21 protein-coding genes are annotated in these 25,543 nt (G+C 70.0%); 7 read left to right on the plus strand and 14 right to left on the minus strand.

Annotation, left to right across the window (positions count from 1 at the left end):
• The first annotated feature begins 43 nt into the window (after window positions 1-43).
• Complete coding sequence (locus ACFFGH_RS00070) at window positions 44-481, plus strand: hypothetical protein (protein WP_386663807.1); 438 nt, start codon at window positions 44-46, stop codon at window positions 479-481.
• A gap of 27 nt (window positions 482-508) precedes the next feature.
• Here ACFFGH_RS00070 and ACFFGH_RS00075 read toward each other — a convergent pair whose 3' ends face one another.
• Window positions 509-1,432, minus strand: coding sequence for an NAD(P)-dependent oxidoreductase (locus ACFFGH_RS00075; RefSeq protein WP_386663808.1), 924 nt, complete (start codon window positions 1,430-1,432; stop codon window positions 509-511).
• A gap of 83 nt (window positions 1,433-1,515) precedes the next feature.
• Window positions 1,516-3,423 (minus strand): arginine decarboxylase, encoded by a 1,908-nt coding sequence (speA, locus tag ACFFGH_RS00080; protein ID WP_386663810.1) that lies wholly within the window; start codon window positions 3,421-3,423, stop codon window positions 1,516-1,518.
• Between the two features lie 181 nt (window positions 3,424-3,604).
• Here speA and speE point away from each other — a divergent pair, with 181 nt between their 5' ends.
• The 3 genes from speE to ACFFGH_RS00095 all read left to right on the plus strand — a co-directional run bounded on the left by speE (window position 3,605) and on the right by ACFFGH_RS00095 (window position 8,501).
• Window positions 3,605-4,462, plus strand: a complete 858-nt coding sequence (gene speE / locus ACFFGH_RS00085) for a polyamine aminopropyltransferase (RefSeq protein WP_386663812.1) — start codon at window positions 3,605-3,607, stop codon at window positions 4,460-4,462.
• Window positions 4,463-4,563: 101 nt separating this feature from the next.
• Window positions 4,564-6,510, plus strand: a complete 1,947-nt coding sequence (locus ACFFGH_RS00090) for a diguanylate cyclase (protein WP_386663814.1) — start codon at window positions 4,564-4,566, stop codon at window positions 6,508-6,510.
• Window positions 6,507-8,501, plus strand: a complete 1,995-nt coding sequence (locus tag ACFFGH_RS00095) for a GGDEF domain-containing protein (protein ID WP_386663816.1) — start codon at window positions 6,507-6,509, stop codon at window positions 8,499-8,501. The genes ACFFGH_RS00090 and ACFFGH_RS00095 overlap by 4 nt, the downstream gene beginning before the upstream one ends.
• A 352-nt stretch (window positions 8,502-8,853) precedes the next feature.
• Here the strand turns inward: ACFFGH_RS00095 and ACFFGH_RS00100 are convergent, their stop codons facing one another.
• Window positions 8,854-9,192: a P-II family nitrogen regulator gene (locus ACFFGH_RS00100; protein WP_386663818.1), complete on the minus strand. Its 339-nt coding sequence runs from the start codon at window positions 9,190-9,192 to the stop codon at window positions 8,854-8,856.
• 178 nt (window positions 9,193-9,370) lie between these two features.
• Here ACFFGH_RS00100 and ubiK point away from each other — a divergent pair, with 178 nt between their 5' ends.
• Window positions 9,371-9,670, plus strand: coding sequence for a ubiquinone biosynthesis accessory factor UbiK (gene ubiK, locus ACFFGH_RS00105; RefSeq protein ID WP_386663819.1), 300 nt, complete (start codon window positions 9,371-9,373; stop codon window positions 9,668-9,670).
• A gap of 10 nt (window positions 9,671-9,680) precedes the next feature.
• Entirely contained in the window at window positions 9,681-11,192 is a 1,512-nt protein-coding gene (locus ACFFGH_RS00110) for a YifB family Mg chelatase-like AAA ATPase (RefSeq protein WP_386663821.1), read from the plus strand.
• Between the two features lie 151 nt (window positions 11,193-11,343).
• On the opposite strand, the gene ACFFGH_RS00115 is transcribed toward ACFFGH_RS00110, so the two are convergent.
• The 3 genes from ACFFGH_RS00115 to aceB form a co-directional block, all read right to left on the minus strand.
• Window positions 11,344-12,366 carry a GGDEF domain-containing protein gene (locus tag ACFFGH_RS00115; RefSeq protein WP_386663823.1) on the minus strand — a complete coding sequence of 341 codons (1,023 nt, stop codon included), beginning with the start codon at window positions 12,364-12,366 and terminating at the stop codon, window positions 11,344-11,346.
• 138 nt (window positions 12,367-12,504) lie between these two features.
• Window positions 12,505-13,827: an isocitrate lyase gene (gene aceA / locus ACFFGH_RS00120; RefSeq protein WP_386663824.1), complete on the minus strand. Its 1,323-nt coding sequence runs from the start codon at window positions 13,825-13,827 to the stop codon at window positions 12,505-12,507.
• 155 nt (window positions 13,828-13,982) lie between these two features.
• On the minus strand, window positions 13,983-15,620 hold the full coding sequence (gene aceB / locus ACFFGH_RS00125; RefSeq protein ID WP_386663826.1) for a malate synthase A: 1,638 nt from the start codon (window positions 15,618-15,620) through the stop codon (window positions 13,983-13,985).
• 116 nt (window positions 15,621-15,736) lie between these two features.
• Between aceB and ACFFGH_RS00130 the strand changes: the two genes are divergently transcribed.
• Window positions 15,737-16,696 (plus strand): LysR family transcriptional regulator, encoded by a 960-nt coding sequence (locus ACFFGH_RS00130; RefSeq protein WP_386667244.1) that lies wholly within the window; start codon window positions 15,737-15,739, stop codon window positions 16,694-16,696.
• Window positions 16,697-16,705: 9 nt separating this feature from the next.
• On the opposite strand, the gene ACFFGH_RS00135 is transcribed toward ACFFGH_RS00130, so the two are convergent.
• From ACFFGH_RS00135 to oleC, 8 genes are all read right to left on the minus strand, one after another.
• Window positions 16,706-18,103, minus strand: a complete 1,398-nt coding sequence (locus ACFFGH_RS00135) for a glycosyltransferase (RefSeq protein ID WP_386663827.1) — start codon at window positions 18,101-18,103, stop codon at window positions 16,706-16,708.
• Window positions 18,104-18,213: 110 nt separating this feature from the next.
• Entirely contained in the window at window positions 18,214-18,825 is a 612-nt protein-coding gene (locus ACFFGH_RS00140) for a lysophospholipid acyltransferase family protein (protein WP_386663828.1), read from the minus strand.
• Between the two features lie 4 nt (window positions 18,826-18,829).
• Window positions 18,830-19,249: an alternative ribosome rescue aminoacyl-tRNA hydrolase ArfB gene (gene arfB, locus ACFFGH_RS00145; protein WP_386667246.1), complete on the minus strand. Its 420-nt coding sequence runs from the start codon at window positions 19,247-19,249 to the stop codon at window positions 18,830-18,832.
• Between the two features lie 185 nt (window positions 19,250-19,434).
• Window positions 19,435-20,163, minus strand: a complete 729-nt coding sequence (locus ACFFGH_RS00150; RefSeq protein WP_386663829.1) for a pseudouridine synthase — start codon at window positions 20,161-20,163, stop codon at window positions 19,435-19,437.
• Between the two features lie 8 nt (window positions 20,164-20,171).
• Window positions 20,172-21,860, minus strand: coding sequence for a ubiquinone biosynthesis regulatory protein kinase UbiB (gene ubiB, locus ACFFGH_RS00155; RefSeq protein ID WP_386663830.1), 1,689 nt, complete (start codon window positions 21,858-21,860; stop codon window positions 20,172-20,174).
• Window positions 21,857-22,528 carry a ubiquinone biosynthesis accessory factor UbiJ gene (locus ACFFGH_RS00160; protein ID WP_386663831.1) on the minus strand — a complete coding sequence of 224 codons (672 nt, stop codon included), beginning with the start codon at window positions 22,526-22,528 and terminating at the stop codon, window positions 21,857-21,859. Before ACFFGH_RS00160 ends, ubiB begins: the two co-directional genes overlap by 4 nt.
• 174 nt (window positions 22,529-22,702) lie before the next feature.
• The gene (gene oleD, locus ACFFGH_RS00165) at window positions 22,703-23,707 is read right to left on the minus strand and encodes a 2-alkyl-3-oxoalkanoate reductase (RefSeq protein ID WP_386663833.1); all 1,005 of its coding nucleotides are present in this window, start codon (window positions 23,705-23,707) and stop codon (window positions 22,703-22,705) included.
• Between the two features lie 145 nt (window positions 23,708-23,852).
• Window positions 23,853-25,526, minus strand: coding sequence for an olefin beta-lactone synthetase (gene oleC, locus ACFFGH_RS00170; RefSeq protein WP_386663835.1), 1,674 nt, complete (start codon window positions 25,524-25,526; stop codon window positions 23,853-23,855).
• Between the last annotated feature and the right edge of the window lie 17 nt (window positions 25,527-25,543).

A 25,543-nucleotide genomic window follows, 5' to 3' on the forward strand; every position in this document is an offset into this window, starting at 1 on the left:
CCGCCGTCACGCGCCTCGCGGCCGCCCATTGTCGGAGCACGGGGTGCTGACCGATTCGCTCGGCGCACCGGGCCAGCCGAAGCGAATGCTCGCGGCGGCGCTGGTCGCAGTGGTTACGATGATTGCCGGCAGCCTGCTCGTGCAGCTGTTCGGCGCGCAGCTCAACCGCGAGATCGCCTCACCGCTGGGTGCATTGCCGCTCGCCGATGTCCTCGGCGTGCTGCTGGCGATGGCGGCCGGCGGCGCGGTCGCCGGGCACCGTGCGTTCCGCTGGATCGCCGTGCTGCTGCAGTTGGTGGTCTGGGCGGCGATTATCGCGACGCTCTACCTCGCCTACGACGGCTCGCCGGTGTCGTCGCTGCCCTTGGCGGCGGTGCTGCGCCACAACGCGCTCGCACTTACCGCCAGCTTGGTCGCTGCGGGCCTGGGCGCCTGGATCGGCGAGCGGCTCGCGCAGCGGCGACGCGCGACGCCACGGTGACCGCCCGGGCGGTCACGCCGCCCGCGTTCAGCCGCGCCGCTTGAGTTCGATCAGTGCCGACGTGTCGGCTTCGCCGAAACCGCGCTCGATCAGTTCGGCGTAATCGGCCAGCGCCTGCTGCGTCACGCTGACGTAGACGCCGGCATTGCGCGCGATGCCCTGCACGATGCGCAGGTCCTTGAGCATGTGCGCGCACTTGAACCCCGGTGTGAACTCGCTGCGCAGCATCGTCGCGCCACGCTTTTCGAGAAACCAGTTGCCGGCCGCACCCGCCATCAGCGTCGGCAGCAGCTGCTCGGCGTCCAGGCCGAGCTTCTCGGCCAGCGCCAGCCCTTCGCAGACGGCCTCGTTGATGCCGGCCACGAGCACCTGGTTCACCGCCTTGGTCGCCTGCCCGGCGCCAACCGCCCCCATGTGGGCAATCCGCCCCGCATAGCTTTCCAGCACCGGCCGCGCGCGCTCGAGCACGTCGGCCTCGCCACCGACCATCACCGACAGCCGGCCGTTGCGCGCACCCTCGACGCCGCCGGAGACCGGCGCGTCCACGAACGCGATTCCCTGCGCTGCCAGCTGCGCGGCCGCACGCCGGGCGGTTTCAACCGCGGTGGTCGAATGGTCGATCACCAGCGCGTTGCGCTTGAGCACGCCGGCGAGCGCGGCGACGTTCTCGAGCACGTCGGCGTCCAGCGACACGCACAGCACGACGATGTCGCAATCGGCGAAGTTGTCCGCACTGCGCGCGGCGCGCACGCCAAGCTCGGCGGCAAGTGCATCGGCCTTGTGCTGGCTGCGGTTGCCGACCGCGGCCAGCAGGCCGCGGGCATGCACGTGCCGCGCCATCGGCGCGCCCATTGCGCCCAGACCGATGAATCCGACTTTCATGAACTTCTCCTGGTCAATGCAATACGGCCCGGGGCGGGCCCGGTGCCGATTCGAAACCCGCGATTCCACGGCCGCGCCCCGCTCCTGCAATAACGCGGGAACCGCCGTATGCAGGCAGCCGCTTCCCCCGGCTGCCGCGCCCGCCGCTGCCGTCAGTCCAGCGGCGCGTCGTCGAGGTAGGTGTAGCTGGTCAGTCCGCTCTCGAGCGCGGCCTCGAGCCGGCCCGACTCGTCGTCCGGCAGCCCGGCCGCGGCCACCCGGTCGCGGTACGACGCGCGCAGGTCTTCGAGCCGGTAGCCGACGTAATCGAGCATCACGTCGGTGGTGTCGCCGCGGCGTTGTTGCACCAGCGCGTAGCCATCGCCCTCGACCCGCACTTCGACCGCGTCGGTATCGCCGAACAGGTTGTGGATGTCGCCGAGGATTTCCTGGTACGCGCCGACCAGGAAGAAGCCGAGCCGGTAGCTCTCACCCGCCCGCAGCGCGTGCACTGGCATCGAGGTGTTCAGCGCCTCGTTCTCGACGTAGACGTCGATGCGCCCGTCCGAATCGCAGGTCAGGTCGGCGATCACGCCGCGCCGGTCCGGCACTTCGCGTAGCCGTTCGATCGGCACGATCGGGAACACCTGCTGGATCGCCCAGATGTCGGGCATCGACTCGAACACGCTGAAATTCACGAACAACTTGTCGACCAGTCGCTGGTTGAGCTCGTCGAGCACGGCCTGGTGGTTTTTCTGGCCCGGGCTCAGGCGCGCGCGAACCGCGTTCGCGATCGCGTAGAACAGATCGTCGATGCGGGCGCGATGCACGAGGTCGATCTGGCCGAGCGCGTACGCGGCGAGGCCTTCGCTGTGGTGGTGCACGGCCTCGTGGAACAGCTCGACCGCGGGGCGCGCATCGAGCTCGTCGTGGATCGCTCGCAGGTGGCGGATCACCGCGGGCTCATCGTCATGCACGTCCGGCACGCGGCCCTGCGGGGCCTTCTCGACCTCGGACACGTTCGCGATCAGCACCGCGTGGTGCGCGGTCATCGCGCGGCCGCATTCGGTGACGATGCGCGGCTGCGGCAGGCCGTGTTCGGCGCAGGCTTCGGCGAGCGGCTGCACGATGTTCAGCGCGTACTGCTTGAGGCCGTAGTTGATCGAGTAATAGCTGCGCGAGCGCGTGCCTTCGTAATCGATACCGAGGCCACCACCGACGTCCATGTAGCGCACGTTCGCGCCGAGCTTGGACAGCTCGACGAAATACCGCACGGCCTCGCGCATGCCGTTGGCGATGTCGCGCACGTTCGAGATCTGCGAGCCCATGTGGAAGTGCAGCAGGCCGAGCGTGTCGCCCATCCCCGAGTCACGCAGCTGTTTCCACAGGTCGAGCACCTGGCGCGGGCTCAGGCCGAACTTCGCCTTGTCGCCGCCGCTGTTCTGCCATTTGCCAGCGCCGAGGCTGGCTAGGCGCATGCGCACGCCCAGGCCCGGCTTCACGCCGAGCGCCTTCGCTTCTTCGATCACCAGCGGCAGTTCGGACGGCTTTTCGACGACGATGAACGTCTCCAGCCCGAGCTTGCGACCGATCAGCGCCAAGCGGATGTATTCGCGGTCCTTGTAGCCGTTGCAGACGATCACGCCGCCGGGCTGGCTGAGCGCGAGCACGGCCATGAGTTCAGGTTTACTGCCGGCCTCGAGGCCGAACGCGGTGCCGCGCGGCGACGCGCCGCCGCCGTGCTCGGCAAGCGTGCCGGCGACGCCACGGTGCTGGTTGACCTTGATCGGATAGACCGCGGTGTACCCGCCTTCGTAGCCGACATCGTCCATGGCCGAGGCGAACGCGCCCTGCAGCTTGCGCAGGCGGTCGCCGAGGATGTCCGGAAACCGCACCAGCAACGGCAGTTTCGCGCCGTTCGCGCGCGCTTCGTCGACGATCTGCGGCAGCGCCACGGCCGGGCCGTTGTCGCCGCGCGGACGGACGCTGATGCGCCCTGCGTCATCGATGTCGAAGTAGCCCTCGGCCCAGTGCGGAATCGAGTACGTCCTGCGGGCCTGATCGAGCGACCATTCGGTCATCGGTGCGTTACCGGCGGTGTGGGGGACGCGCATTCTAGCGCCCGCACCCGCGCGCGCCGGATACGAGCCGGTCACCGGCGCGCCCGCTACAATTCGCCCCCTTTCTTCGCCCTGATCGACGTGCGATGCCCGGACAGGATCGCGTACGTCTGAATGTGGCCACTGCACTGGACGGACTGGCATGAACGCTGACACGACGTGGCACTACGAAAACTTCGACCCGACCGGTTCGGCGATCGGCTACCGCATCACTCGCAAGCTCGACGAAGTGCAGTCGCCGTTCCAGAAGATCGAGATCTACGAGAGCACGGACTGGGGCAACCTCATGCTCATCGACGGCGCGATGATGCTGACGACGAAGGACAACTTCTTCTATCACGAGATGATGTCCCACCCGGCGCTGCTCACGCACGACAACCCGAAGAACGTGGTGATCATCGGCGGCGGTGACTGCGGCACGCTGCGCGAGGTGCTCAAGCACCCCGGCGTCGAGACGGCCGTGCAGTGCGACATCGACGAGCAGGTCACGCGCATGGCCGAGGAGTGGTTCCCGGAGCTGTGCGAATCGAACAACGATCCGCGCGCGCAGCTGCTGTTCGACGACGGCGTGGCGTACATGAAGAACTGCGCCCCGAACAGCGTCGACATCGTGATCGTCGACTCGACCGATCCGGTCGGCCCGGCCGAAGGCCTGTTCAACAAGGCGTTCTACGAAAGCTGCTTCGCGGCGCTGCGCGAGGACGGCATCCTGGTGCAGCAGTCCGAATCGCCGCTGATGCTGATCGAGCTGATCAAGCAGATGCGCGCGGAGATGGGCAAGGCCGGGTTCCAGTCGTTCCAGACCCTGCCGTTCCCGCAGCCGTGCTACCCGACCGGCTGGTGGAGCTGCACGATGGCGCGCAAGTTGGCGGGTGCGACTTTTTCCCTATCCGAACGTGACGCACGCCCGGATTCATTGGAGACGCTCTACTACAGTGCGGACATCCACCGGGGGGCTCAGGCGCTACCGCCGTTCGTGGCGCGCGCTTTGGGCGATTGACCGGCACCCGGTGCCGGTCCGACGTGGCGCGGGCACGGGCGGCAGCGCGTTGACGACCGCCGCGCTCCCCGCCCTGCTCGTTTCCATCCAGGCGGACTGTCATGCTCGTGCGTCGCCGCAGTCGCTGGTTGTGCCTGGTGTCCGCTGCCGCGTTGGCGGCCGGCCTGGCCGGCTGCGAGCGGTCGTCCCCGACTGAACGCACGGCCGAGGCGTTCGACCGGCAGTTCGCCTGGCTCGACGCCGACGCGACGACGCTGGATCTGAACCGCTGGCGGCGTGAGACCGCGCGGCTCAAGACGCTGGTGCCGCCCGGCGACGTGCGGCGCAGCCTGCAGTACAAGACGCTCGCCTGCCCGGCCGACTTCGACGACGTACGCGCCGGGTTCGCATTCGCCTCCACCGCGCTAGCCGAGGCGATCGCGGCCGGCGAGCGCGCCGCGCAGATCCGCCTGACCTACTGCCTGGCCGGCTACCGCGAACTCGTCGAGCCCTCGAAGGCCGCGCTCGCCGGCTACGAAGAGGGCCTGGAGCTCGCGCGCGAGACGAATGATCCGCGCCTGATTGCCGAGGGGCTGTCGCTGCGCGGCAGCGTGCGTTCGCTGCTGGGCGACCAGGGTCTGGCGCTGCTGGATTTCCTCGAGGCGCAGGCGCTGTACGAGCGCGGCAATTACCGCCGCGCAGCCGAGGCGAACCTGCAGGCGATCGCGATCGCCTACCGCCGCATGGGCGAATACGACAAGGCGCTCGAGTACCTCAATGCGAGCCGCGCGAAGTCCGCGCAACGCAAGGAGTGGGACGTGCTGGTGCTCGACCTGCTGCAGCTGGGCTTCGTGTACGAAAGCCTGGGCCAGCCCGAGCGCGCCCTGCGCATCTATCAGGAAGCCGAGCAGCTGTCGCGCCGCCATGGCTGGCGCTACAACATCGCATCCGCCCACCTCGGCATGGCAGGCGCACTCGTGCTCTTGCGGCGGTACGACGAAGCCCTGCGCATGGCCGAGCAGGCGCGTGGCGAATTCGCCGCACTCGGCGACGGCTCGAACACCGGGATGGTCGAGCTGTACGTCGGCCAGGCGCTGGCCGGGCTCGGCCGGCACGAAGCGGCGATGGCGCATTTCGACCACGCCGAGCGTGATTTCACCGCCACCGGCAACGAGCGCTACCTCGCGATGCTCTATCCCGAGCGCTCGGCAAGCCTGGAGGCAACCGGCCGCGTGCAGGCCGCAGTCGACGACTACAAGCACTTTCTCGCACTGCGCGAGGCGCTGGAGAAAAAACACAGCGACCAGCACACGCAGGTGCTTCGCTACCGTTTCGACGCGGCCCAGCGCGACCTCGACAACCGCCGGCTGGCCGAGGAAAAGGCGCTCGACGAACGCCAGGTCGCCGCGTTGCACGCCGCCCGGCGCTGGCAGTGGCTTGCCATCGGCATTGGTGCGGCACTGATCCTCGTGCTCGGCACGCTCGTCGCACGCCAGGTTCGTCGCTCGATCCGCCTGCGCGGCCTGGCGCTGACCGATGAGCTGACCGGCGTGCCGAACCGGCGCAGCATCGAGCTGTCCGGCGCGTCCGCCGTCGCCACGGCGCGCGCCGCCGCCACGCCGCTGACGGTGCTCACGGTGGACATCGACCGCTTCAAGGCGATCAACGATACCCACGGCCATTTCGCCGGCGATGAAGTGCTGATGCGCACCGCCCAGGCCTGCCAGGCCGCGCTGCGCCAGTTCGACCGATTGGGCCGGATCGGCGGCGAGGAGTTCCTCGTGCTGCTGCCCGACACCGCACTCGACCGCGCGCTGCCGATCGCCGAACGGTTGCGGCAGGCTGTCTGCGCGCTCGAGTTCGAGGACCTGGCGCCTGACCTGCGCGTGACGCTGAGCATCGGCGCGGCCGAACTGCAGCCGGACGATGCGGGGCTGGCGGATCTCATGCGCCGCGCCGACCGGGCGCTGTACCGGGCCAAGCGGCAGGGCCGCAACCGTGTCGAATTCGATGCCTCCGTTCCCGCTGCCGCGCCAACGGCCGCGGATCCCGCGCAGGCGGCACTGTGAGCGTACGACGCCTGCGTCGTGGCGCGGCCTGGCTGCTGGCCGTCGCGCTCGCGCCGTGGATCGCGGCGGACGCCCTGGCAGGCGTCCGGCCCGGCGCCGAGGCGTTCGATGCACTGTTCGCGCAGGTCGACGCCCTGCCGCGCATGCACGGCGACCACGCCGAATTGCGCCCCCAGTACGACCGCCTGCGGGCGGTACTGCCACCAGGTGACGAGGCCCGCGCGCTGCAGCTGGCGGCACTGCAGTGCGGCCTCGGCCTCTTTGGCGACGCCGCGCGCGTGGTCAGCGAAGCCGACGCGGGGCTGGCGAAGGCCGAACGGCTCGGCGACACCGAGTCGCAGGTCCGCCTGCTCTACTGCCGTGGCGACGCACTCGAGGCGCAGCGCGACGAACGCGCCGCGGTCGCAGCCTATTCGCGCGGCATCGAGCTGGCGCGCCAGGCGGGCCTGCCGCGACTGCTCGGCGAAGGGCTGGAGCTGCGCGCTGGAACCGTCTCGATCCTTGGCGAGCATGCAGCGGCGCTGCTCGATCTGATGCAGGCGCAGCGCGTGTACGAGCAGGCGCGGCTCACCGACCTTGCCGAAGGCAACGTGCTCGGCCTGGCCGTCGCATACCGCCGCATGGGCGAGTACGCCCAGGCGCTGGCCTACCTGCGGCGCAGCGAGGAGGCTGGCCGCCGCCAGCAGGACTGGCAGGTTGTCTACACCTCGCTGCTGCAGCAGGGCTACCTGCACTTCGACCGAGACGACGCGGCCGCGTCGCTGGTACCCCTGTCTCAGGCGCTGGCACTGGCCGAGCGCAAGCAGTTCCCGCGCGATACCGCGATCGCGCGCGTCGCACTCGCGGCAAGCCATGTGCAGATCGGCAAACCCGAGCGTGCGTTGCAGCTGCTATCGCAGGCCCGCGCCACACTGGATGCGCTAGGCGACCGCTCCAGCCTGGACACGTTGCTGAGCCTGCGCCGCGGCGAAGCGCTCGCCGCGCTCGGGCGCCACCGCGAGGCGCTGCAGCAGTACGCGCGGGTGGATGCAGCGCTCGCCGGCAGTGACAACCTGCGCTACCGGATCATGCTGCACCGCGCCCGCGCGCCGAGCTTCGAAGCCCTCGGGCAACCGCGTGAGGCGCTGGCCGAGTACCGGCAGTGGCTGCGGATGCAGACCCAGCTCGACCGCGTGAACCGGGGGCAGCGCGAAACGCTGATGCGGCACCAGTTCGAGCTCGGCCGGCGCGACGCCGAGTACCGTCGCTTGGCGGCCGACAAGGCGGTCAACGCGGCGCGGCTGCAGGCCGAACTGCGGTTGCGGCGCTGGCAGCGCGCCGCGCTCGCGGGCAGCCTTGTGCTGCTGCTCGTGCTGGCGGCCTTGGGCTTGGGCCAGCGCCGCAGCGGCCGCCGACTGCATGCGCTCGCGATGACCGATCCGCTGACCGGCGCCGCCAACCGCCGCAGTCTCGAGCGCTTCGCCGCGCTCGCGATCGCCGAGGCCGACCCGCGCACGCGCCCGGTCAGCGTGATTGCGCTCGACGTCGACCACTTCAAGCGCATCAACGACCGCTACGGCCATGCCGCGGGTGACGCGGTGCTGCGCCGGGTTGCTGAAGCCTGCCAGTGCGAGATGCGCAAGTGCGACCTGCTCGGCCGCACGGGCGGCGAAGAGTTCGTTGCGGTGCTGCCCGGCACGGCGCTGCCGGCTGCACGGCGCGTCGCCGACCGCCTGCTGGCCGCGGTCGGCGCGCTGGAGCTGGATCCGGTCGCGCCCGGCCTGACGATCTCGGTCAGCATCGGCGTTGCCGAATACACGATGACCGACGGCGATTTCCGTTCGCTGCTGCATCGCGCGGACGCGGCGCTGTACCGGGCCAAGCAGAGCGGGCGCAATCGGGTCGAATGCGACGACGGCAGCCGCGATGCGCGGACCGCTGGCGACCGGTGCGACGGTGCAGGGTCAGGGTGCGCATCAGCGCTCGCGGCGACTGGGCAGGCCGGGGGTTGATGCTCACGTGGGTGATGCGACGCGCGGCGCGGCGTCACTCAGCGGCTAGGGACGCACGCCTTGCGCTAGCGGCTTATGACTTGCGGCTTGCGGCTTGCGACTTGCGGCTTGCGACTTGCGGCTTGCTACTTGCTACTTGCGAACAGCGATTACTAATAGCGATCGCGAATAGCGAATCGCGGCAACCCTTGCTGGTTTCGACCGAACGCGCGCGCGCGGTCGGGGGCGTTTGATCGCTGCGGCCGCGCGCGTTATCGGTGGCCTCCGCCGCAGCGGCCGATCCGACGCGTTGATTGCATCGACCGCCCGGTCCGCCCCAACCGCTCGGCGTCGACCTCCGGCCTTGCCTGCGCTAGAGCGCGTCGGCGTCGAGCTCGCCGGTGCGGATGCGCACGACCTGCGCGAGGTCCCAGACGAAGATCTTGCCGTCGCCGATCTTGCCGGTGCCGGCCGCCTTGATGATCGCCTCGACCACGGCATCGGCCTGGTCGTCGGTGACCGCGACCTCGAGCTTGATCTTCGGCAGGAAGTCGACCACGTATTCGGCGCCGCGGTACAGCTCGGTGTGGCCCTTCTGCCGTCCGAAGCCCTTGACCTCGGTCGCGGTGATGCCGGCGACGCCCGCCTCGGCCAGCGCCTCGCGCACATCGTCGAGCTTGAACGGCTTGATCACCGCCATGACCATCTTCATTGCGCGCTCCCGGTTGCGGACGCGGCAGGATAACGCGCCCGGCGCGTGGCTTTGCCGCGCCGTTGGGCTAGAGTGCGCGCCGACCGTTCGGATTTGTCCGACAGCGCCGCGAGGCCTGCGCCGACGGCACCATGCCGGTGCCGGCCGCATGCTGAGTGCCTCGCCGCAGGAGCCTGCCATGATCGACCTCGCCCAACTCGATGACCTCGCCCGCCGCCTCAGCTCGCTGGTCCCGCCGGGGCTGCGCGGCGAGTCGACGCAGGAACTGCGCGCCGAACTGCAGCAGAACTTCAAAGCGGTGCTGCAGTCGGGCCTGGGCAAGCTCGATCTGGTGACACGCGAAGAGTTCGAGGTGCAGCGCGCGGTGCTGCTGCGCACGCGAGAAAAACTCGAGGCGTTGCAGCGCACCGTTGCCGAGCTCGAAGCCCGCGCCGGCAACCCGGCGCCCGCCGGCTCGCTGCCTCCGCCCCAGCACTGAGCCCCCCGCCATGAATCTGGCACTCGTGCACAGCCGTGCGCGATCGGGCGTTCGTGCGCCTGCAGTCCGCGTGGAAGTGCACCTCGCCGGCGGGCTGCCGCGGATGTCGATCGTCGGCCTGCCTGAAGCGGCCGTGCGCGAATCCAAGGACCGGGTGCGGGCCGCGATCGTCTGCGCGCAGTACGAATTCCCGGCGCGGGCGATCACGGTCAACCTCGCACCGGCCGATCTGCCCAAGGACGGCGGCCGCTTCGACCTGGCGATCGCGCTCGGCATTTTGGCCGCGAGCGGTCAGGTGCCGCTGGAGACGCTGGCGGGATACGAGTTCCTGGGCGAACTCGGCCTGACCGGAGAACTGCGCGCGGTCGACGGCGTGCTGCCGGCCGCGCTCGAAGCCGCGCGAGAAGGTCGCCGCTTGATCGTGCCGGCGGGCAACGGCGCCGAAGCCGCGCTCGCCGCGCATGTGGAGGCCTATACGGCGCGCACGCTGCTCGAGGTCTGCGCAATGCTCGACGGCCGCAAGACGCTGCCGCCCGCCGAGGCGGTGCCAACTGTGTCCGCCAGCGGGCCCGACCTCGCTGACGTTCGCGGCCAGGCGCAGGCGCGGCGGGCGCTCGAAATCGCGGCGGCCGGCGACCACCACCTGCTGCTGGTCGGCCCACCGGGCTGCGGCAAGACGCTGCTCGCGTCGCGCCTGCCGGGCCTGCTGCCCGATGCGTCCGAGGACGAGGCGCTGGAAACCGCGGCGATCGCGTCGGTGAGCGGCCGCGGCCTGGATCCGGCCCGCTGGCGCGAGCGGCCGTTCCGCGCCCCGCACCACACGGCGAGCGCGGTTGCGCTCGTCGGTGGCGGCGCGCAGCCGCGGCCCGGCGAGATATCGCTCGCGCACCACGGCGTACTGTTTCTGGACGAACTGCCCGAGTGGCAGCGCCACACGCTGGACGTGCTGCGCGAGCCGCTCGAGTCGGGCGTCGTGACCGTCTCGCGCGCGGCCCGCAGTTGCGAATTCCCGGCCCGGTTCCAACTCGTTGCGGCGATGAACCCCTGCCCTTGCGGATGGGCCGGCGACCCGAGCGGCCGCTGCCGCTGCAATCCGGATGCGGTGCGCCGCTACCGCGCGCGCGTGTCTGGGCCGTTGCTGGACCGCATCGACCTGCACGTCGAGATGCCGCGCCTGCCATCGGCGGACCTGCGTCCCGACGCGCCGGGTGGCGAATCGAGCGCGACCGTGCGCGAGCGCGTGCTGCATGCGCGCGCTCTGCAGCATGCGCGTGCCGGCCGGCCGAACGCACGCCTGTCGCAGGCCGAGATGAACCTGCACTGCCGGCTGTCATCCGCCGACCATGCCCTGCTCGAACGCGCGGTCGACGCGCTGCAACTGTCGGCGCGGTCGATGCACCGCATCGTGCGTGTCGCGCGCACGATTGCCGACCTCGCCGGCAGCCAGACCATCGAAACAGCCCATCTGGCCGAAGCCATCGGGTATCGGCGGGTCGACCGCGGCGAGCGGCAGGCCGCATAAAAACACAGCCGCGCAGGCGCGGCGGGCGCGACCACGGCACGAGAATGCACGCCTCACGCGTCGTTATTGATGCAGCACGTTGATGGCAGCGCGACGGGCCGGTACGCCGGCCGGGCCGCGACCGGGCAGTAAAACGTATGTCGCAGGCAGGCTATCCCTCCACCGACAGCGGCGCACTCCACTCGGCCCGGTTACCCCCGAGGCGCTTGGCACGTGCCAGTGCCGCGGCGGCGTTTGCGTACCACGCGTTCCAGTCCGCGCCAGGCGTAACCAGGCAACCGCCGATGCTCAGCGTGCACATCAGCGGAGGCGACTGCGGCACCTGCACGAGGCCGTGCGCGGTACCGATCAGAAAGTCCGCCTGACGCATCACGCCCTCCCGATCGCGCGCACTGACGAGCAGGCAGAACTCGTCGCCACCGAGGCGGCAGGCAACGTCGTCGGTGCCGGCGGCGGAGTTGAGCAGGCTCGCAACGCCCTGCAGCAGGCGGTCGCCGACGCGATGGCCGTAGACGTCATTGAACGCATGGAAGCGATCGCAGTCGATCAGCAGCAGGCCGAGGTTGCCGAGCGCGCCGCTGCGCCGGCGTTCGGCGATGTGCCGGTCGAGGCCACGGCGGTTGAGCAGGCCGGTCAGCTCGTCGGTGCGGATGAACTCATCGTGCTCGTCCGAGGTGTACGCCGGCGTGCGCAGGTCACCGAGCGCATCCTTCAGCGCATCGTGCCGTTGCTGGAGCCGGTCGATCCGTTGGCGCCCGCCGTGCACGGTATGCGCCAGCACGTGCTGCATGAATCGCAGCCCGAAACCGGGGTGGCGATCGATCAGCTGGTCGAAATCGCTGCGCTGCACCTCGATCAGCAGGCTGTCGACGATGGCGACCGCGTCGGCCTGATCGGGGCAACCTTCAATCAGCAGGCCCAGTTCGCCGAAAAACCCACAGGCCTCGACGTAGCGGGCGTCGGGTTCGCCGCCGAAATCGAGCTCGACCGCGCCGTGCGCGACCACGTACATCGCGCCGCCGATCACACCGCGGCGCATCACGATGTCTCCGGCGTGGAACCTGCGCAGGCGACCGACCTCGGCGAAGAGTGCGTACTCGTCCTCGTCGAGCACGGCCGACACCGCCGGGACGGTGTCGTATCGGGTCAACGGTGCTCGGGGGTCCTGCGACATCTGCGCTCCGGGCCGCGGCGGGGCCGGTCGCGATAGTACCGGCCCGCCGGTTGGCGGGACGGTGCCGGCCGCGGCATGAAGACCGCGGCGGGCGTGGGCGGTCCGCGCTGCCGGCGAGGCCGGCAGCGCGTGGGCCGGTCAGGCGGCTGCGCGCGTCACCACGGTCCCCGCTTTCTGCTGGTCATGGAACTGCTCTTCCTCGGTCGAGCCCTTGAGCGCGACGGTCGAGGCCTGCGCGCCCTGGATCGTCTGCGTGACCGTGTCGAAGTAGCCGGTGCCGACTTCGCGCTGGTGCTTGACCGCGGTGAAGCCGCGATCGGCCGCGGCGAATTCGCGCTCCTGCAGTTCGACGAACGCGCTCATCTGGCGGCGCGCGTAGCCGTGCGCGAGGTCGAACATGCCGTAGTTCAGCGCATGGAAACCAGCCAGCGTGATGAACTGGAACTTGTAACCGTAGGTCGCGATTTCCTTCTGGAACTTCGCGATCGTCGCGTCGTCGAGGTTCTTCTTCCAGTTGAAGCTCGGCGAGCAGTTGTACGCAAGCAGCTTGCCCGGGTACTTCGCATGGATCGCTTCGGCGAACTTGCGCGCGAATTCCAGGTCCGGCTTGCCGGTTTCGCACCACACCAGGTCCGCGTACGGCGCATACGCCAGGCCGCGGCTGATCGCCTGGTCGAGGCCGTTGTTGGTCTTGTAGAAGCCTTCAGCGGTGCGCTCGCCGGTGCAGAACGGGCGGTCGTTGTCGTCGATGTCGCTGGTCAAAAGATCGGCCGCTTCGGCATCGGTGCGCGCAACGATCAGCGTCGGCACGCCGCAGACGTCGGCAGCCAGACGCGCGGCAACGAGCTTGTCGATTGCCTCGCGAGTCGGCACCAGCACCTTGCCGCCCATGTGGCCGCACTTCTTGACCGATGCGAGCTGGTCTTCGAAATGCACGCCCGCGGCGCCGGCCTCGATCATCGCCTTCATGAGCTCGAACGCGTTGAGCACGCCGCCGAAACCGGCTTCGGCGTCGGCCACGATCGGCTGCAGGAAGTCGATGTCACCGCCGCCTTCAGCCTGCTGGATCTGGTCGGCGCGCAGCAGCGTGTTGTTGATGCGCTTGACGACCTGCGGCACCGAGTTGGCCGGATACAGCGACTGGTCGGGGTACATCTCGCCCGCGATGTTCGCATCGGCCGCGACCTGCCAGCCCGAGAGGTAGATCGCCTTGAGACCGGCCTTGACCTGCTGCATCGCCTGGTTGCCGGTCATCGCGCCAAGCGCGTTGACGAAATCCTCGGTGTGCAGCGAATTCCACAGCTTCTGCGCGCCGAGCTTGGCGAGCGAATGCTCGATCGGCACGGTGCCGCGCAGGCGCACGACGTCGGCCGCCGAGTACGGGCGCGTGATGCCGCTCCAGCGGGCGTCGGTGGCCCACTGCTGCTCGAGCTGTTCGGCGGTCGGGAGGGACGTGGTCATGGCGAACTCCTTTCGTATGGATGGTCGTATCGGGGGATTGGATGGCCATTGGCGGCCGGATTCGAAAAACACGGGGTGCAGCGGGCCGCTGCGGCGCGAAACCGCAGGGCGAATCGCTGAGCGGAAGGGCCTGCCGCGGCAGGCCCGGCGCGGATTTACTCGAGCCGCGCGTACGCGGGCAGCGTCAGGAAGTCCTCGAGCACGGCAGCGCGCGTGAGCTGCTCGAGCAGTTCGATCGCCTCATTGACGCGGCCGGCGCCGGGCAGGCCCGGCTGCGCAGCGAGCCGGCTCGGCAGGCCGATCAGCGCCTGCTCGAACAGGCATTCATCGACCGGCGTGCCGTCGTCCAGGCACAGGCCGCTCGGGCAATCGGCGGTCGGCGGGTTGGTGTGGTGCAGCCACTGCCACAGCTGCGCGCGGGCGATCTCGGCGGTCGCCGCGTCTTCCATCAGGCCGTGGATCGGCACGCAGCCCAGGCCATCGAGCCAGGCGGCGAGGTAGCGCACGCAGACCTCGACGTTGTTCTCGAAGCCGGCACGCGTGATCGTGCCCCGCGACGGGGTGATCAGGTCGTCGCGAGTCACCTCGACGTCCTCGCGGCGCACGTGGTGCTGGTTCGGCGTCGGCATGTGCTCGTCGAACACCTCGCGCGCGACCGGCACCAGCGCCGGGTGCGCGACCCAGGTGCCGTCGCAGCCGGCCTTCGCTTCGCGCAGCTTGTCGGCGCGCACTTTCTCGAACGCCGCTTCGGTCGCGACCGGATCGCCGCTGACCGGGATCACCGCGGCCATGCCGCCCATCGCATGCGCGCCACGCTTGTGGCAGGTCTGCACCAGCAGGTCGGTGTAGGCGCGCAGGAACGGTTGCGTCATCGTCACCTGGCCACGCTCGGGCAACGCCTTGCCACGGTGCGCGCGGAACGTCTTGAGGTAGGAAAACACGTAGTCCCACCGGCCGCAGTTCAGGCCGGCGATGCGACCGCGCAGCGCATGCAGGATCTCGTCCATCTCGAACACCGCCGGCAACGTCTCGATCAGCACGGTGACGCGGATCTGCCCGACCGGCAGGCCGAGCGCGCGCTCGATGAAGCCCAGCGCGTCGTCCCACAGCTGCGCTTCCTCCATCGACTGCAGCTTCGGCAGGTAGAGGTAGGGGCCGCGGTCCTTGGCGGCGAGCGCATGCGCGTTGTGGAACGCGAACAGCCCGGCATCGAACAGGCTGCCCGACATCGGCTCGCCGTCGACGGTCAGGTGCTTTTCGTCCAGGTGCCAGCCGCGTGGGCGCACCATCAGCACGGCCTGCTCGGCGAACGGCTTGAGCGCGTAGTGCTTGCCGTTCGGCGCATCGAACGTGAGCGTGCCGGCCACCGCGCGGCGCAGCGCCTGCTGGCCGGTGACGAGGTTGTCCCAGGTCGGCGTGGTGCTGTCCTCGAAGTCGGCCATGTAGACCTTCGCGCCGGAGTTCAGCGCGTTGATGACCATCTTCGGGTCGACCGGGCCGGTGATCTCGACGCGGCGGTCGCGCAGCGCCTCGGGCAGCGGCGCGACGCGCCAGGCGCCTTCACGGATCGCGGCGGTGTCGGGGCGGAAGTCGGGGGCGTTGCCGGCATCGAAGAACTTCTGCCGCTCGCGGCGCGCGGCGAGGCGCGCCTGGCGGGCGGGTTCGAACGAACGATGCAGCGCGGCCAGGAAGTCGAGCGCGGGCGGTCCCAGCAGGTCCGGCGGGGCCGACACGGCCGGTGAAAGCCGGATGTTCCGATCCGGGCCCTGATCCATTTCCATTACTGCCGCCATGCGTGCACTCCACAGTCCAGTTACCGCAGACCATGCGCCGGCGTGTGCTATACGACAAACGAGTTTTGCAAATGCGCGTTATAAGTTTTTTAAATACACATCGCCGTCACGTTGAAATGACAAATACCAGCCCCCGTTTTTCCTACAAAGGCAGCCGCCTCAAGCCCCTGCGTGCGTTCTGCCAGGTCGCCCGGTTGGGATCGGTGTCGCGGGCGGCCGAGGCGTTGTTCCTGAGCCAGCCGGCGGTGAGCCTGCAGCTGCAGGCACTCGAGCGCGATTACGGCACGCGCCTGCTTGAGCGCAGCGGGCGCCGCCTGACGCTGACGCGGGAAGGCGCCGAGCTCTACGAACTCGCCCGGCCGCTGGTCGAAGGTCTGGACAATCTCGAGGGCAGTTTCCGCGAGCGAGTGCGCGGGCTGGATGCGGGCGAACTCAACGTCGCCGCCGGCAGCTCGACGATCCTGTACCTGCTGCCGCGCATCATCGAAGCGTTCCGCGCGGCGCACCCCGAGGTGCGGGTGAGCCTGCACAACGTCACCGGCGCGGGCGGCCTCGACCTTTTGCGTTCGGATGGCGTCGACCTCGCGGTCGGCTCGATGCTCGACGTGCCGGCCGACCTCGATTACGCACCGGTCTACCGCTTCGACCCGATGCTGATCACGCCGCCTGACCACCCGCTGGCGTCCAAGCCGGAGCTGACGCTCGAGGACCTCTCGCCATACGGGCTGATCCTGCCGCCGCAGCGGCTGACGACCTACCGCATGGTCGACCTCGTGTTCCAGCGCGCGCGGGTGCCCTACACCGTCGCGCTCGAAGTCGGCGGCTGGGAGATCATCAAGCAGTACGTCGCGATGGGGCTGGGCATCAGCATCGTCACCGCGGTCTGCCTCGGCGAGGCCGACCGCGAGCGGCTGGCGGCGCGCTCGCTGGCGCAGTATTTCCCGTCGCGCAGCTACGGCGTGGTGGTGCGCAAGGGCAAGTACCTGTCGCCGCAGGCGCGTGCCTTCACCGAGCTGATCAAGCCCGAGCTGTTCGTGCGTCGCGACTACTACGCGGCCGGGCACTCCGAGCGCTAGCCGGTTGCGTCAGCCCCGGCGGCGGGTGCCCAAGAAGCCGGCCACCGCGACCGCGTCGGCGGCCATTTCGACATAGCGCAGCGGCGCGACCAGCAGCCCGCATCCGAGCGTGCGCCACCGCGGACCGGAGGCAACCGCCGCGAGCACGGCGAGCCAGACGCCCAGCTCGACCAGCGCGATCCACGCCAGCCACGAGCCGAAGCCCGCAGCGACGGCCACCACGACCGCGAGCGGCAGCAGCGCCTTGTCGAGCGCGGTGCATGCGAACGCCCAGCCCATCGGCCGGCCACGCGCATGCGTGAAACGCGCGCCGAATGGCTGCCGGAACGGCTCGGCATGGCGCCGCCGCTCGCAGCCGTGCGCGGGTTCGGCCAGCGGCGCGCGCCTGGGCATGCGCAGCAATGCGCGAAAGCGCCGGCCGGCCTCGAGAAACGCACGCGTGTACTGCAGGCGTGCCCGTGGCACCGCGGTCACGCCCTGCGCGCTATGAACGCGCGCGATCACCTCGGGCACCTGCACGGTGCGAAAGCCCTCGTGCGCAAGCGCGAAGCCGAGCAACAGGTCTTCATCGCAGGCCGAGCGCGCCTCGTCGTCGGACGCAAGGTACTGATGCGACAGCGCCGCGAGGTAGCGGCGCCGGTACGCGACCGCGCCGCAGGGATGGCAGATGCCGCCGAACGCGCGCAACTGCCCGCGGTGCACGAATCGCTGCTGCACCAGCCCCACGCATTCCCCATGGCGTTCGGCGAGCCAGCGGCTGAAGCACTGCACGCCATTGCGCGGGACCAGTGGATCGCGCCAGCGGTCGCCGCCGAGCCAGCGCCGGAATGCGTCGCTCATCGCCCACCTGCGACGATCGCTGCCACGCAACGGCAGCCGCGCGCCGCAGGCTCCGGCTACGCCCGCGCCTTCGTACAGCGCATGCACGCAGCGCTCGAGATAGTCGGGCGAGTCGATCACCGTGTCGGCATCGAGCACGACCATGACGTCGCCATCGAGCAGCTCGGCCTGCGCCGCGAGCGAGGCTGCGCGGCCGCCCGGCTCGTGCTGTTCGACGACTTCAATGCGAAAGCCGTTCGCCTGAGCGAACTCGCGCGCGAGCACGGCCGTACCGTCGCGCGCGCCACTGCAGTCCTCGACCAGGCGGATGCGGCGCGGACGCAGCGTCTGCGCGTGTAGGCCCGCCAGGCACAGCACGATCGTCGACTGGTTGCGGCAGACCGGAATCACCACGTCGACCGTCGCGGCGCGCACGTCGAAGCCGGGCCCGCCCGCACGCGCGGGCCGGTGCAGCCAACCGGTCGCACCGACCAGCGCGGTCGGCGCAAGCACGAAGCAGCCGGCCGCGAAGACCCACGGCGCTTCTGCGGCGAGCGCATGCGGCAACGGCGGAATCGATACGGCCATGCGCGGTGGATGGCTTCCGGAAGGCGGCAAGGGGACGGCATCTGACGCCCTCGACCGGGCGTCATCGAAAACTGTCACGCAATCTGCGTGCCAGCAGCGGTCAACGCAGTTCAGGGCGTGCCGTGGTGCCTGCCCTGCCACGGCCGGTACCACGCACGCAGCTCGGCGATGTCGGCTTCCATGTCCGCGCTGGTCACGAACGGCCGGCCCACGCCGATCACGCGATCGGGGTAATGGAAATACACCGGCAGCACCGGCACGTCCGCGGCGCGCGCGATCTTCCAGAAACCGGTTTTCCACTGCTCGACCGGCTTGCGCGTGCCTTCGGGCGCGATGCCGACCCAGAAGCGCTCGCTGCCGCGCATCCGCATCGCAACCTGCTCAACCACGCCACGTGCGGCGGCGCGGTTGACCGCAATCACGCCGAGCCGGCGCATCAGCGGCCCGAGCGGGCCCCAGAACAGCTGGTGCTTGCCGAGGATGCGAATGTCGAGCCCGAGCGCGAGCTTCACTGCGATGCCCCAAACGCCGTCCCAGTTGGACGAATGCGGCGCGCCGATCAGCACCAGCTTCGGCAGGTCCGGAAACTCGCCGACCACACGCCAGCCGCCGAGCCTGAGCACAGTACGCCCGAGCCAGCGCGCGAAGCGGTTGTGCTTCATGCGTGGCGCGTTCGGCGGCAACGGCGGCACGAAGCGGTCACCGCGTGGCGCGTCGTGCATCGGCTCAGTCCCAGTCGCGACGCGTGCGCCCTTGCTTGATCGAGCTGCGTTCGCGCTTGGCGCCCAGGCGCCGTTCCTTCGATCCGCGCGTCGGACGCGTCGCGATGCGCGGCTTGGGTGCGTGCAGCCCGCTGTCGACGAACGCAGCGAGCCGCTCGCGCGCATCCTGGCGATTGCGGTCCTGGGTGCGGAAGCGCTGCGCGCTGATCACCAGCACGCCGTCATCGGTCAGCCGGCGATCGCGCTTGGCGAGCAGGCGCGCGCGCACCGCGTCGGGCAGGCTCGGCGAATTGGCCACGTCAAAGCGCAGCTCGACCGCGGTCGCGACCTTGTTGACGTTCTGCCCGCCCGGCCCGGTCGAACGCACGAAGCGTTCGACGAGCTCGTTTTCGGGGATTTCAATGGAAAGCGGCGAACCGGACATGCGCGTCAATGCGGAGCGATCGCGCGATTCTACGGTTACGCCAGCCGCGACTGGCTGCACCGGCGTCACGCCAGGGCGCCGATGGGACGCTGCACGAACCGCGGCCCTGGCCTGCGCGTCGGCCGCGCGGCCTGCCCTGCTCACCCAGCCGACGAGACAAACCGCCGAGCGGTAACCGTGCGCCGTCAGCCCGCCCGGTGCGCGTCGAATAACGCCAGCGCGCGCTCGAACTGCGCATCCGGCGGCGCGATGACTTCAGTGCGCTCACCGCTGCGCGGATGCACGAATGCAAGCCGGCGCGCGTGCAGCAACATGCGGTGGATGCCGTGCATGCGGAAACTGCGGTTGTGGCGGCCGTCGCCGTGGCTGGTGTCGCCGATCAGGTGGTGAGAGAGGTGCTTGAGGTGGCGTCGGATCTGGCGGAAGCGCCCGGTCAGCGGCTGCGCTTCGAGCAGCGCATAACGCGAGGTTTCGAAGCCTGCTGAGGGCCACGGCAGCTCGCAGGTCGCAAGCCGGCGAAAGCGCGTAATGGCGGGCTTCTTCACCGGCTTGCCGGGGCCGCCATCGAGGTCGTGCTCGACCGTGAGCTCGGCCTCGGGCCAGCCGCGACAGACCGCCCAGTAGTCCTTCTCGACCTCGCGCGACATCAGCACCTTGCCGAGTGCGGAGGCGGTGTCGCGGTCGAATGCGAGCAGCAGGCAGCCACTGGTCGCGCGGTCGAGCCGGTGGACGAGGAAGATCGGCCGCCCGAACTGCTCACGCAGGCGATCGGCGGCGAAGTCGGTCTCGCCGCGCGCGAGCGCGCTGTCGTGGACCATCAGCCCGGCCGGCTTGTCGATCACCGCCAGCGCGTCGTCGGCGTACAGCACCGGCAGCGCCGCCGGCACGGCGACGGCGTCATCGAGATCACTCATTGCCGTGCTCAGCGCCGCGGTGGCCAGGCGGCCAGCAACGCACCGATGCCACCGAGCCCGGCAATCCATGCCGAGGCCGGGATCGTCCACCACTGCGGCCCGCCCGCGTCGAAGCCGTACAGCACCGCCGCGACGATCAGCAGGCCGGTGCCGAGGATCGAGGCGACCATGCGCCGCTGCAGCTCCCGCACCGACCGTGCGAGGTCGCGCAGGTCATGCGAATGCATCTGCAGGCGCTGCTCACCGGCCACCTGCTGGCTGAGCCAGGCATGCAGCAGCCGCGGCATCTCGGGCGCGCGCGTGACGAGCTCCGGCAGCTGCTTGCGGAACTCGCCGAGCAGCCGCTTCGGGCTGTAGCGTTCGAGCAGGATGCGCTGCAGCACCGGCCGGGCCACGGCCCAGATATCGATCTTCGGATCGAGCAGCCGGCCGATGCCTTCGATGTTGAGCAGCGTCTTCTGCAGCAGGATCAGCTGCGGCTGCAGCGTCAACTCGTACCGCTGCGCGGTGCGGAACAGTTTGACGAGCACTTCGGCCAGCGAGATCTCGCTGAGCGGGCGCGTGAAATACGGCTCGCAGACCGCACGCGCGGCCGCTTCGAGCTCGTCGATGCGGATGTACGACGGCATCCAGCCGGCCTGCACGTGCAGCTCGGCGATGCGGCGGTAATCGCGATTGAAGATCGCCATGAAATTCTCGGCGAGGTAGTACTGATCCTCGCTCGAGAGCTGGCCCATGATGCCGAAGTCCAGCGCGATGAAGCGCGGGTTGTCGCGCCGGGCCGGGTCGGCGTCGACCCAGATGTTGCCGGCGTGCGCATCGGCGTGGAAGAAGTTGTCGCGGAACACCTGCGTGTAGAACACGCGCACGCCTTTCGCAGCCAGCGCATGGCGGTCGATGCCGGCCGCGTCGAGCGCGGCGATGTCGTCGGACGGGATGCCGCGCACGCGCTCGAGCGTGAGCGCGCGCTCGCCTGTGTGCGACCAGATCACCTCGGGCACGTACAGATCGTCGCTGTCGGCCCAGAAGCGCCGCAGCACGCTCGCGTTCGCACCTTCGCGCTGCAGGTCGAGTTCGGCCGCGAGCGTGCTCTCGATCTCGGCCACGACTTCGCGTGGGCGGATCTTGTCGGCGTTCGGGTGGGTGCGCTCGACCAGCGTCGCCAGCGCGTTGAGCAGCCCGATGTCGGCGGCGATCTGGCGGCGGATGCCGGGCCGTAGCACCTTGACCACGACCTCGCGGCCGGGCGCATCGCCGTCGCCCGGAAGCATCGCCGCATGCACCTGCGCAATCGACGCCGATGCCAGCGGCGTGGTGTCGAAGTGCGCGAACGCCTCGGTGACCGGGCGGCCGAGTGATTGCTCGACGATCAGGCGCGCCTCGTCGCCATCGAACGGCGCAACCCGGTCCTGCAGCAGCGCGAGCTCCTCGGCCACGTCGACCGGCACGACGTCGCGCCGGGTGGAGAGGATCTGCCCGAACTTCACGAATATCGGCCCGAGTTCCTGCAGCGCCAGCCGCAGCCGTGCGCCGCGCGAACGGGCGGCGATGTCGGCCGAGGCGCGCGGCACGAATGGTCGCGCCAGCTGCAGCCAGCGCTCGGCCGGCGTGCCGTCGAGCAGGTCGTCGAGCCGGTAGCGCAGCAGCACGCGGCCGATGCGCCAGGCCCGCGCCGTCGATTGCGCGGTGCGCCTCATTCGGACGTGGTCCGGCCGCCCGGCAGCGGCGGCGCGGCGCCGCGTTGCAGCCTTGCCACGCGCGCGGCGAGCCGCTCGACATCGTCGCGCAACACGTCGACGTCGTCGTTGAACGCGTCCAGCTCGGCACGCGCGACCACGTCGCGCGACTCTTCGGTCACGTATTCGGCCGCGCTGCCGGCGAGCGCGCCGGCGGTGCCGCGCGCCTGCCGCAGCCCGGCCGCGAACGCCTTGGCGATCTGCATGCCGATCACGTCGCCGAACACTGCCGCGAATGGCTGCTGCCAGTCCGGGTCGAACCGCGCGGCCATCCGCTGCAGCCGGCGCGCGAGATCGGCGTCGCCTTCGATGCGCAGCTTGCCGACCGACGGCGCGTCCTCGCGCTTGAAGAACGGCAGTTGCGAGATCAGGCCACCGAGCGTGCCGCGCACTGCCAGATCAGGTTCGTTGGCATTGTCGACCGGGCCGACGCGCAAGCGGTCGCCATCGACGGTGATCTGCAGTGCGAGCGCCGGCGCTGCAATGCGTACGACGACGCGGCGGCCGTCGAGCGCGCGCAATCCGTCGCGGGTTTCAGGATCCAGCGCGAGCGCGCGGTTGAGTGCCGCCTCGAGCGTGCGACCGGCAAGCGGCTTGAGGGAATCCAGTGGCGAGCGTTGATCGTTCATCGGGGCATTCTAGGGCGCCTGCCCGACGCTCGCTTCATGGTGCCGGTGGAGCCTCGAGACCGACCAGCGCTTACCGCGTCACAGCGGAGTTCAGATCAGACTCGACCGTGGGCAGTGTTGCGAACCATATTCCGCAGGCGGGCATGTGCGCTGCGATGCGCGAAGCCGCGCGGATCAGTGTTCGACGTGCGACACATGGGCCGCACGCAGGCGCCGCAGTCCTTCGTCGAACGACACCGCCGGCACGTAGCCGAAGTCGCGTCGTGCCGGGCCCATGTCGTACCAGTGCGTGGTCGCGAGCTGCTCGGCGAGAAAGCGCGTGATCGGCGGTTCGCCGCGCAACGGCAGTGCATGCCACAGGCCTTCGCAGAGCGCGCCGATCGCGTAGGCAGCCGGCAGCGGCAGCGACCGGCTGACCGGTGGCGCACCGACCGCGGCGAGCAGGGCGTTGATGGTCTCGCGCATCGTGCGCGGCTCGCCATTGCTGATGAAGTACGCACGGCCCGCGCAGGCCGCGCCGGGCGCCAGGTGGTCGAACGCATCGAAATGCGCCTGCGCCGCGTTGTCGATGTAGGTCGTATCGATGCAGTTGTTGCCGTTGCCCACCAGGCGCAGCCGCCCGGCATGCGCGCGCTCGGCCAGCCGCGGCAGCAGATGGTTGTCGCCGACGCCCCAGATCAGCCGCGGCCGCAGCGCGACGGTGGCGAGTGGTGCGTCGTTCGCCGCGAGCACGGCCTTTTCGGCAATCTGCTTGGTCTTCGCGTACGGCGCCTTGAGGTCTTCGCCGTACGGCACCTCGTCGGCGCTGCCGCCTTCGACCGGATGCGTCGCGCGGTGGGTGACGCTGGGCGTTGAGGTGTAGACCAGCCGCGTGATGTCGTGCCCGCGGCAGGCGTCGATCACATGCTGTGTGCCGAGCACGTTCGCCCGGTGGTAGCTGTCGTAATCGCCCCAGGCCCCGGCCTTGGCCGCGTTGTGGAACACCGCACCGCAGCCGCGCGCCGCGGCGAGCACCGCATCACGATGCGCAAGATCGCCCTGCACCTGCGCCACCCCGAGCGCATCGAGCGCGGGGTAGCGACCGCGGCTGAGGCTGACGACCTCGTGCCCGCGCGCGCGCAGGCCGCGACACAGCGCCTGGCCGAGAAACCCGCCGCCGCCGGTGACCAGGATCCTCATGGCAATACGGCTCCGGAAGCGTGGCCGCGAGATTTGCTGCCACAAGGCCGGGCCACGCATGGCGCTTCGCCCGCGCAGCGAACACGACGGGACACGCGCGAAGTGGTAACGGGCGCGCAACGGACACCGTGGGTGGGAACGCGGCTCATGGGCGCCCCGCGATGCGCGGATGCCGGCGCGCAACCCAGGCCGCCAGCGCTTCGCGCCCGATCTTCGCGTTGTGGCGGATGTCGACCGGAAAGCGCGGATGGCGCACGAAGCAGGTGATCGACGCGGTGTGCGCATGCATCGCGCCGATCTCGCGAAGCTCGCGTTCGATGCGTGGCCACTGCGCGGGCCTCACGCCGGCCGCCAGCTCAACGCACAGCACCGGCGTCTGCGCGCCGTGCTGGCCGAGGCCAACCAGCGCGGTGCGGCGCACATGCGGATGGGCGTTGAAGACGGGCTCGGCCTGCTCGGTGTACAGCGGGCCGGTAGCGGTCTCGACGCGATGCGATTTGCGTCCGCAGAACCACAAGCGCCCGCCGGTATCGAAGTAACCCACATCGCCCATGCGGTGCACGATGCGTTCGCTGCCATCGGGCCGCGATTCGTGGATTTTCGCCAGGCGAGTCTGCACATCGCGGTTGAAATAGCAGTCGGTCGCGGTCGGGCCGGCGACGGTGATCTCGCCGATCTCGCCCGCGGACAGCACGAGCGCGTCGTCCCACTGCGCGATCGCCTCGTCGGTGATGCGCACGATGCGCACCTCGTTCGGCGCAACCGGGCGGCCCACGCAGGTGCCCGCGCCAGCCTCGGTCGCCGCGCGCGTGGCCTGCAGCTCGCGCCCTTCGATCACCGCGACCGGCAGGCATTCGGTGGCGCCGTACGGGGTCCAGAACTGCGCGTCATCGGGCAGCAGCTCGCGGATGCGCGCCACCACGTCGGCCGGCACCGGTGCGCCGGCCGAGGTCACGCGCTTCACGCCGTTCAACGGCATGCCGTAGCGCGCAAGCACGCCCATCAGTGCCGGCGAACCGAACAGCTGGTCCACGCCGAACCGCGCGATCGCCCGGTGCAGGCGGCGCGGGTCGGCCTTCGCCGGGCGGGTCGGGTCCATGTCGGGAATCACCGAGGTCAGCCCGAGTGCGGGATCAAACAGCGCGAACGGCGGGAACGTCGGCAGGTCGACGCCGCCGGCCGCGATGCCGAACGCATCGGCGAGCATGCGCACCTGCGCGGTGAAATGCCGGTGCCGGTAGACCACGCCCTTCGGCACGCCGGTCGATCCGCTGGTGAACAGGATGGCCGCGATGTCATCGGGCTGGGTGATGGCGAGCTGCGCGCCGGCTCTCGCTCCATCGCACTCGACCTGCGCGAGCGTCGCATCGCTCCAGCGCGTGCGCGCACCGGTCGTGATGCGCACTCGCGCGGACTTCGCCCAGCCCAGCAGCACGCGCGCGGCATGCGCGAGCGGAATGCCAACGAAGGCATCAGGCTGCGCTTCGTCCAGGCACTGTTTGAGCGCCCGTTTGTCGATGCCCGGATCGACCAGCACCGGCACGGCGCCGGCCTTGAACAGCGCGAACATCAGCAGGAAGAACTCCGGCGTCGGCCGCACCATCACCACGGTGCGTGTGCCGCGCACGATGCCGCGTTTGGCCAGCCCCGCGGCGATCGCGTCGCTGCGCTGATCGAGCTGCGCATAGGTCAGCGTCAGGTCGTAGCGCGCAAAGCCGCGCAGGCCCCGCCGGCCCGGGCAACGCATCGCGATGCGGTCGGGCGCTTCACGCGCGAGCCGCGGCAGCGCGGCGGCGATGTTGCATGGCTCGGTGCTCACGACGTGCCCCGGCAGTA

This window comes from Lysobacter korlensis, from assembly GCF_042434515.1.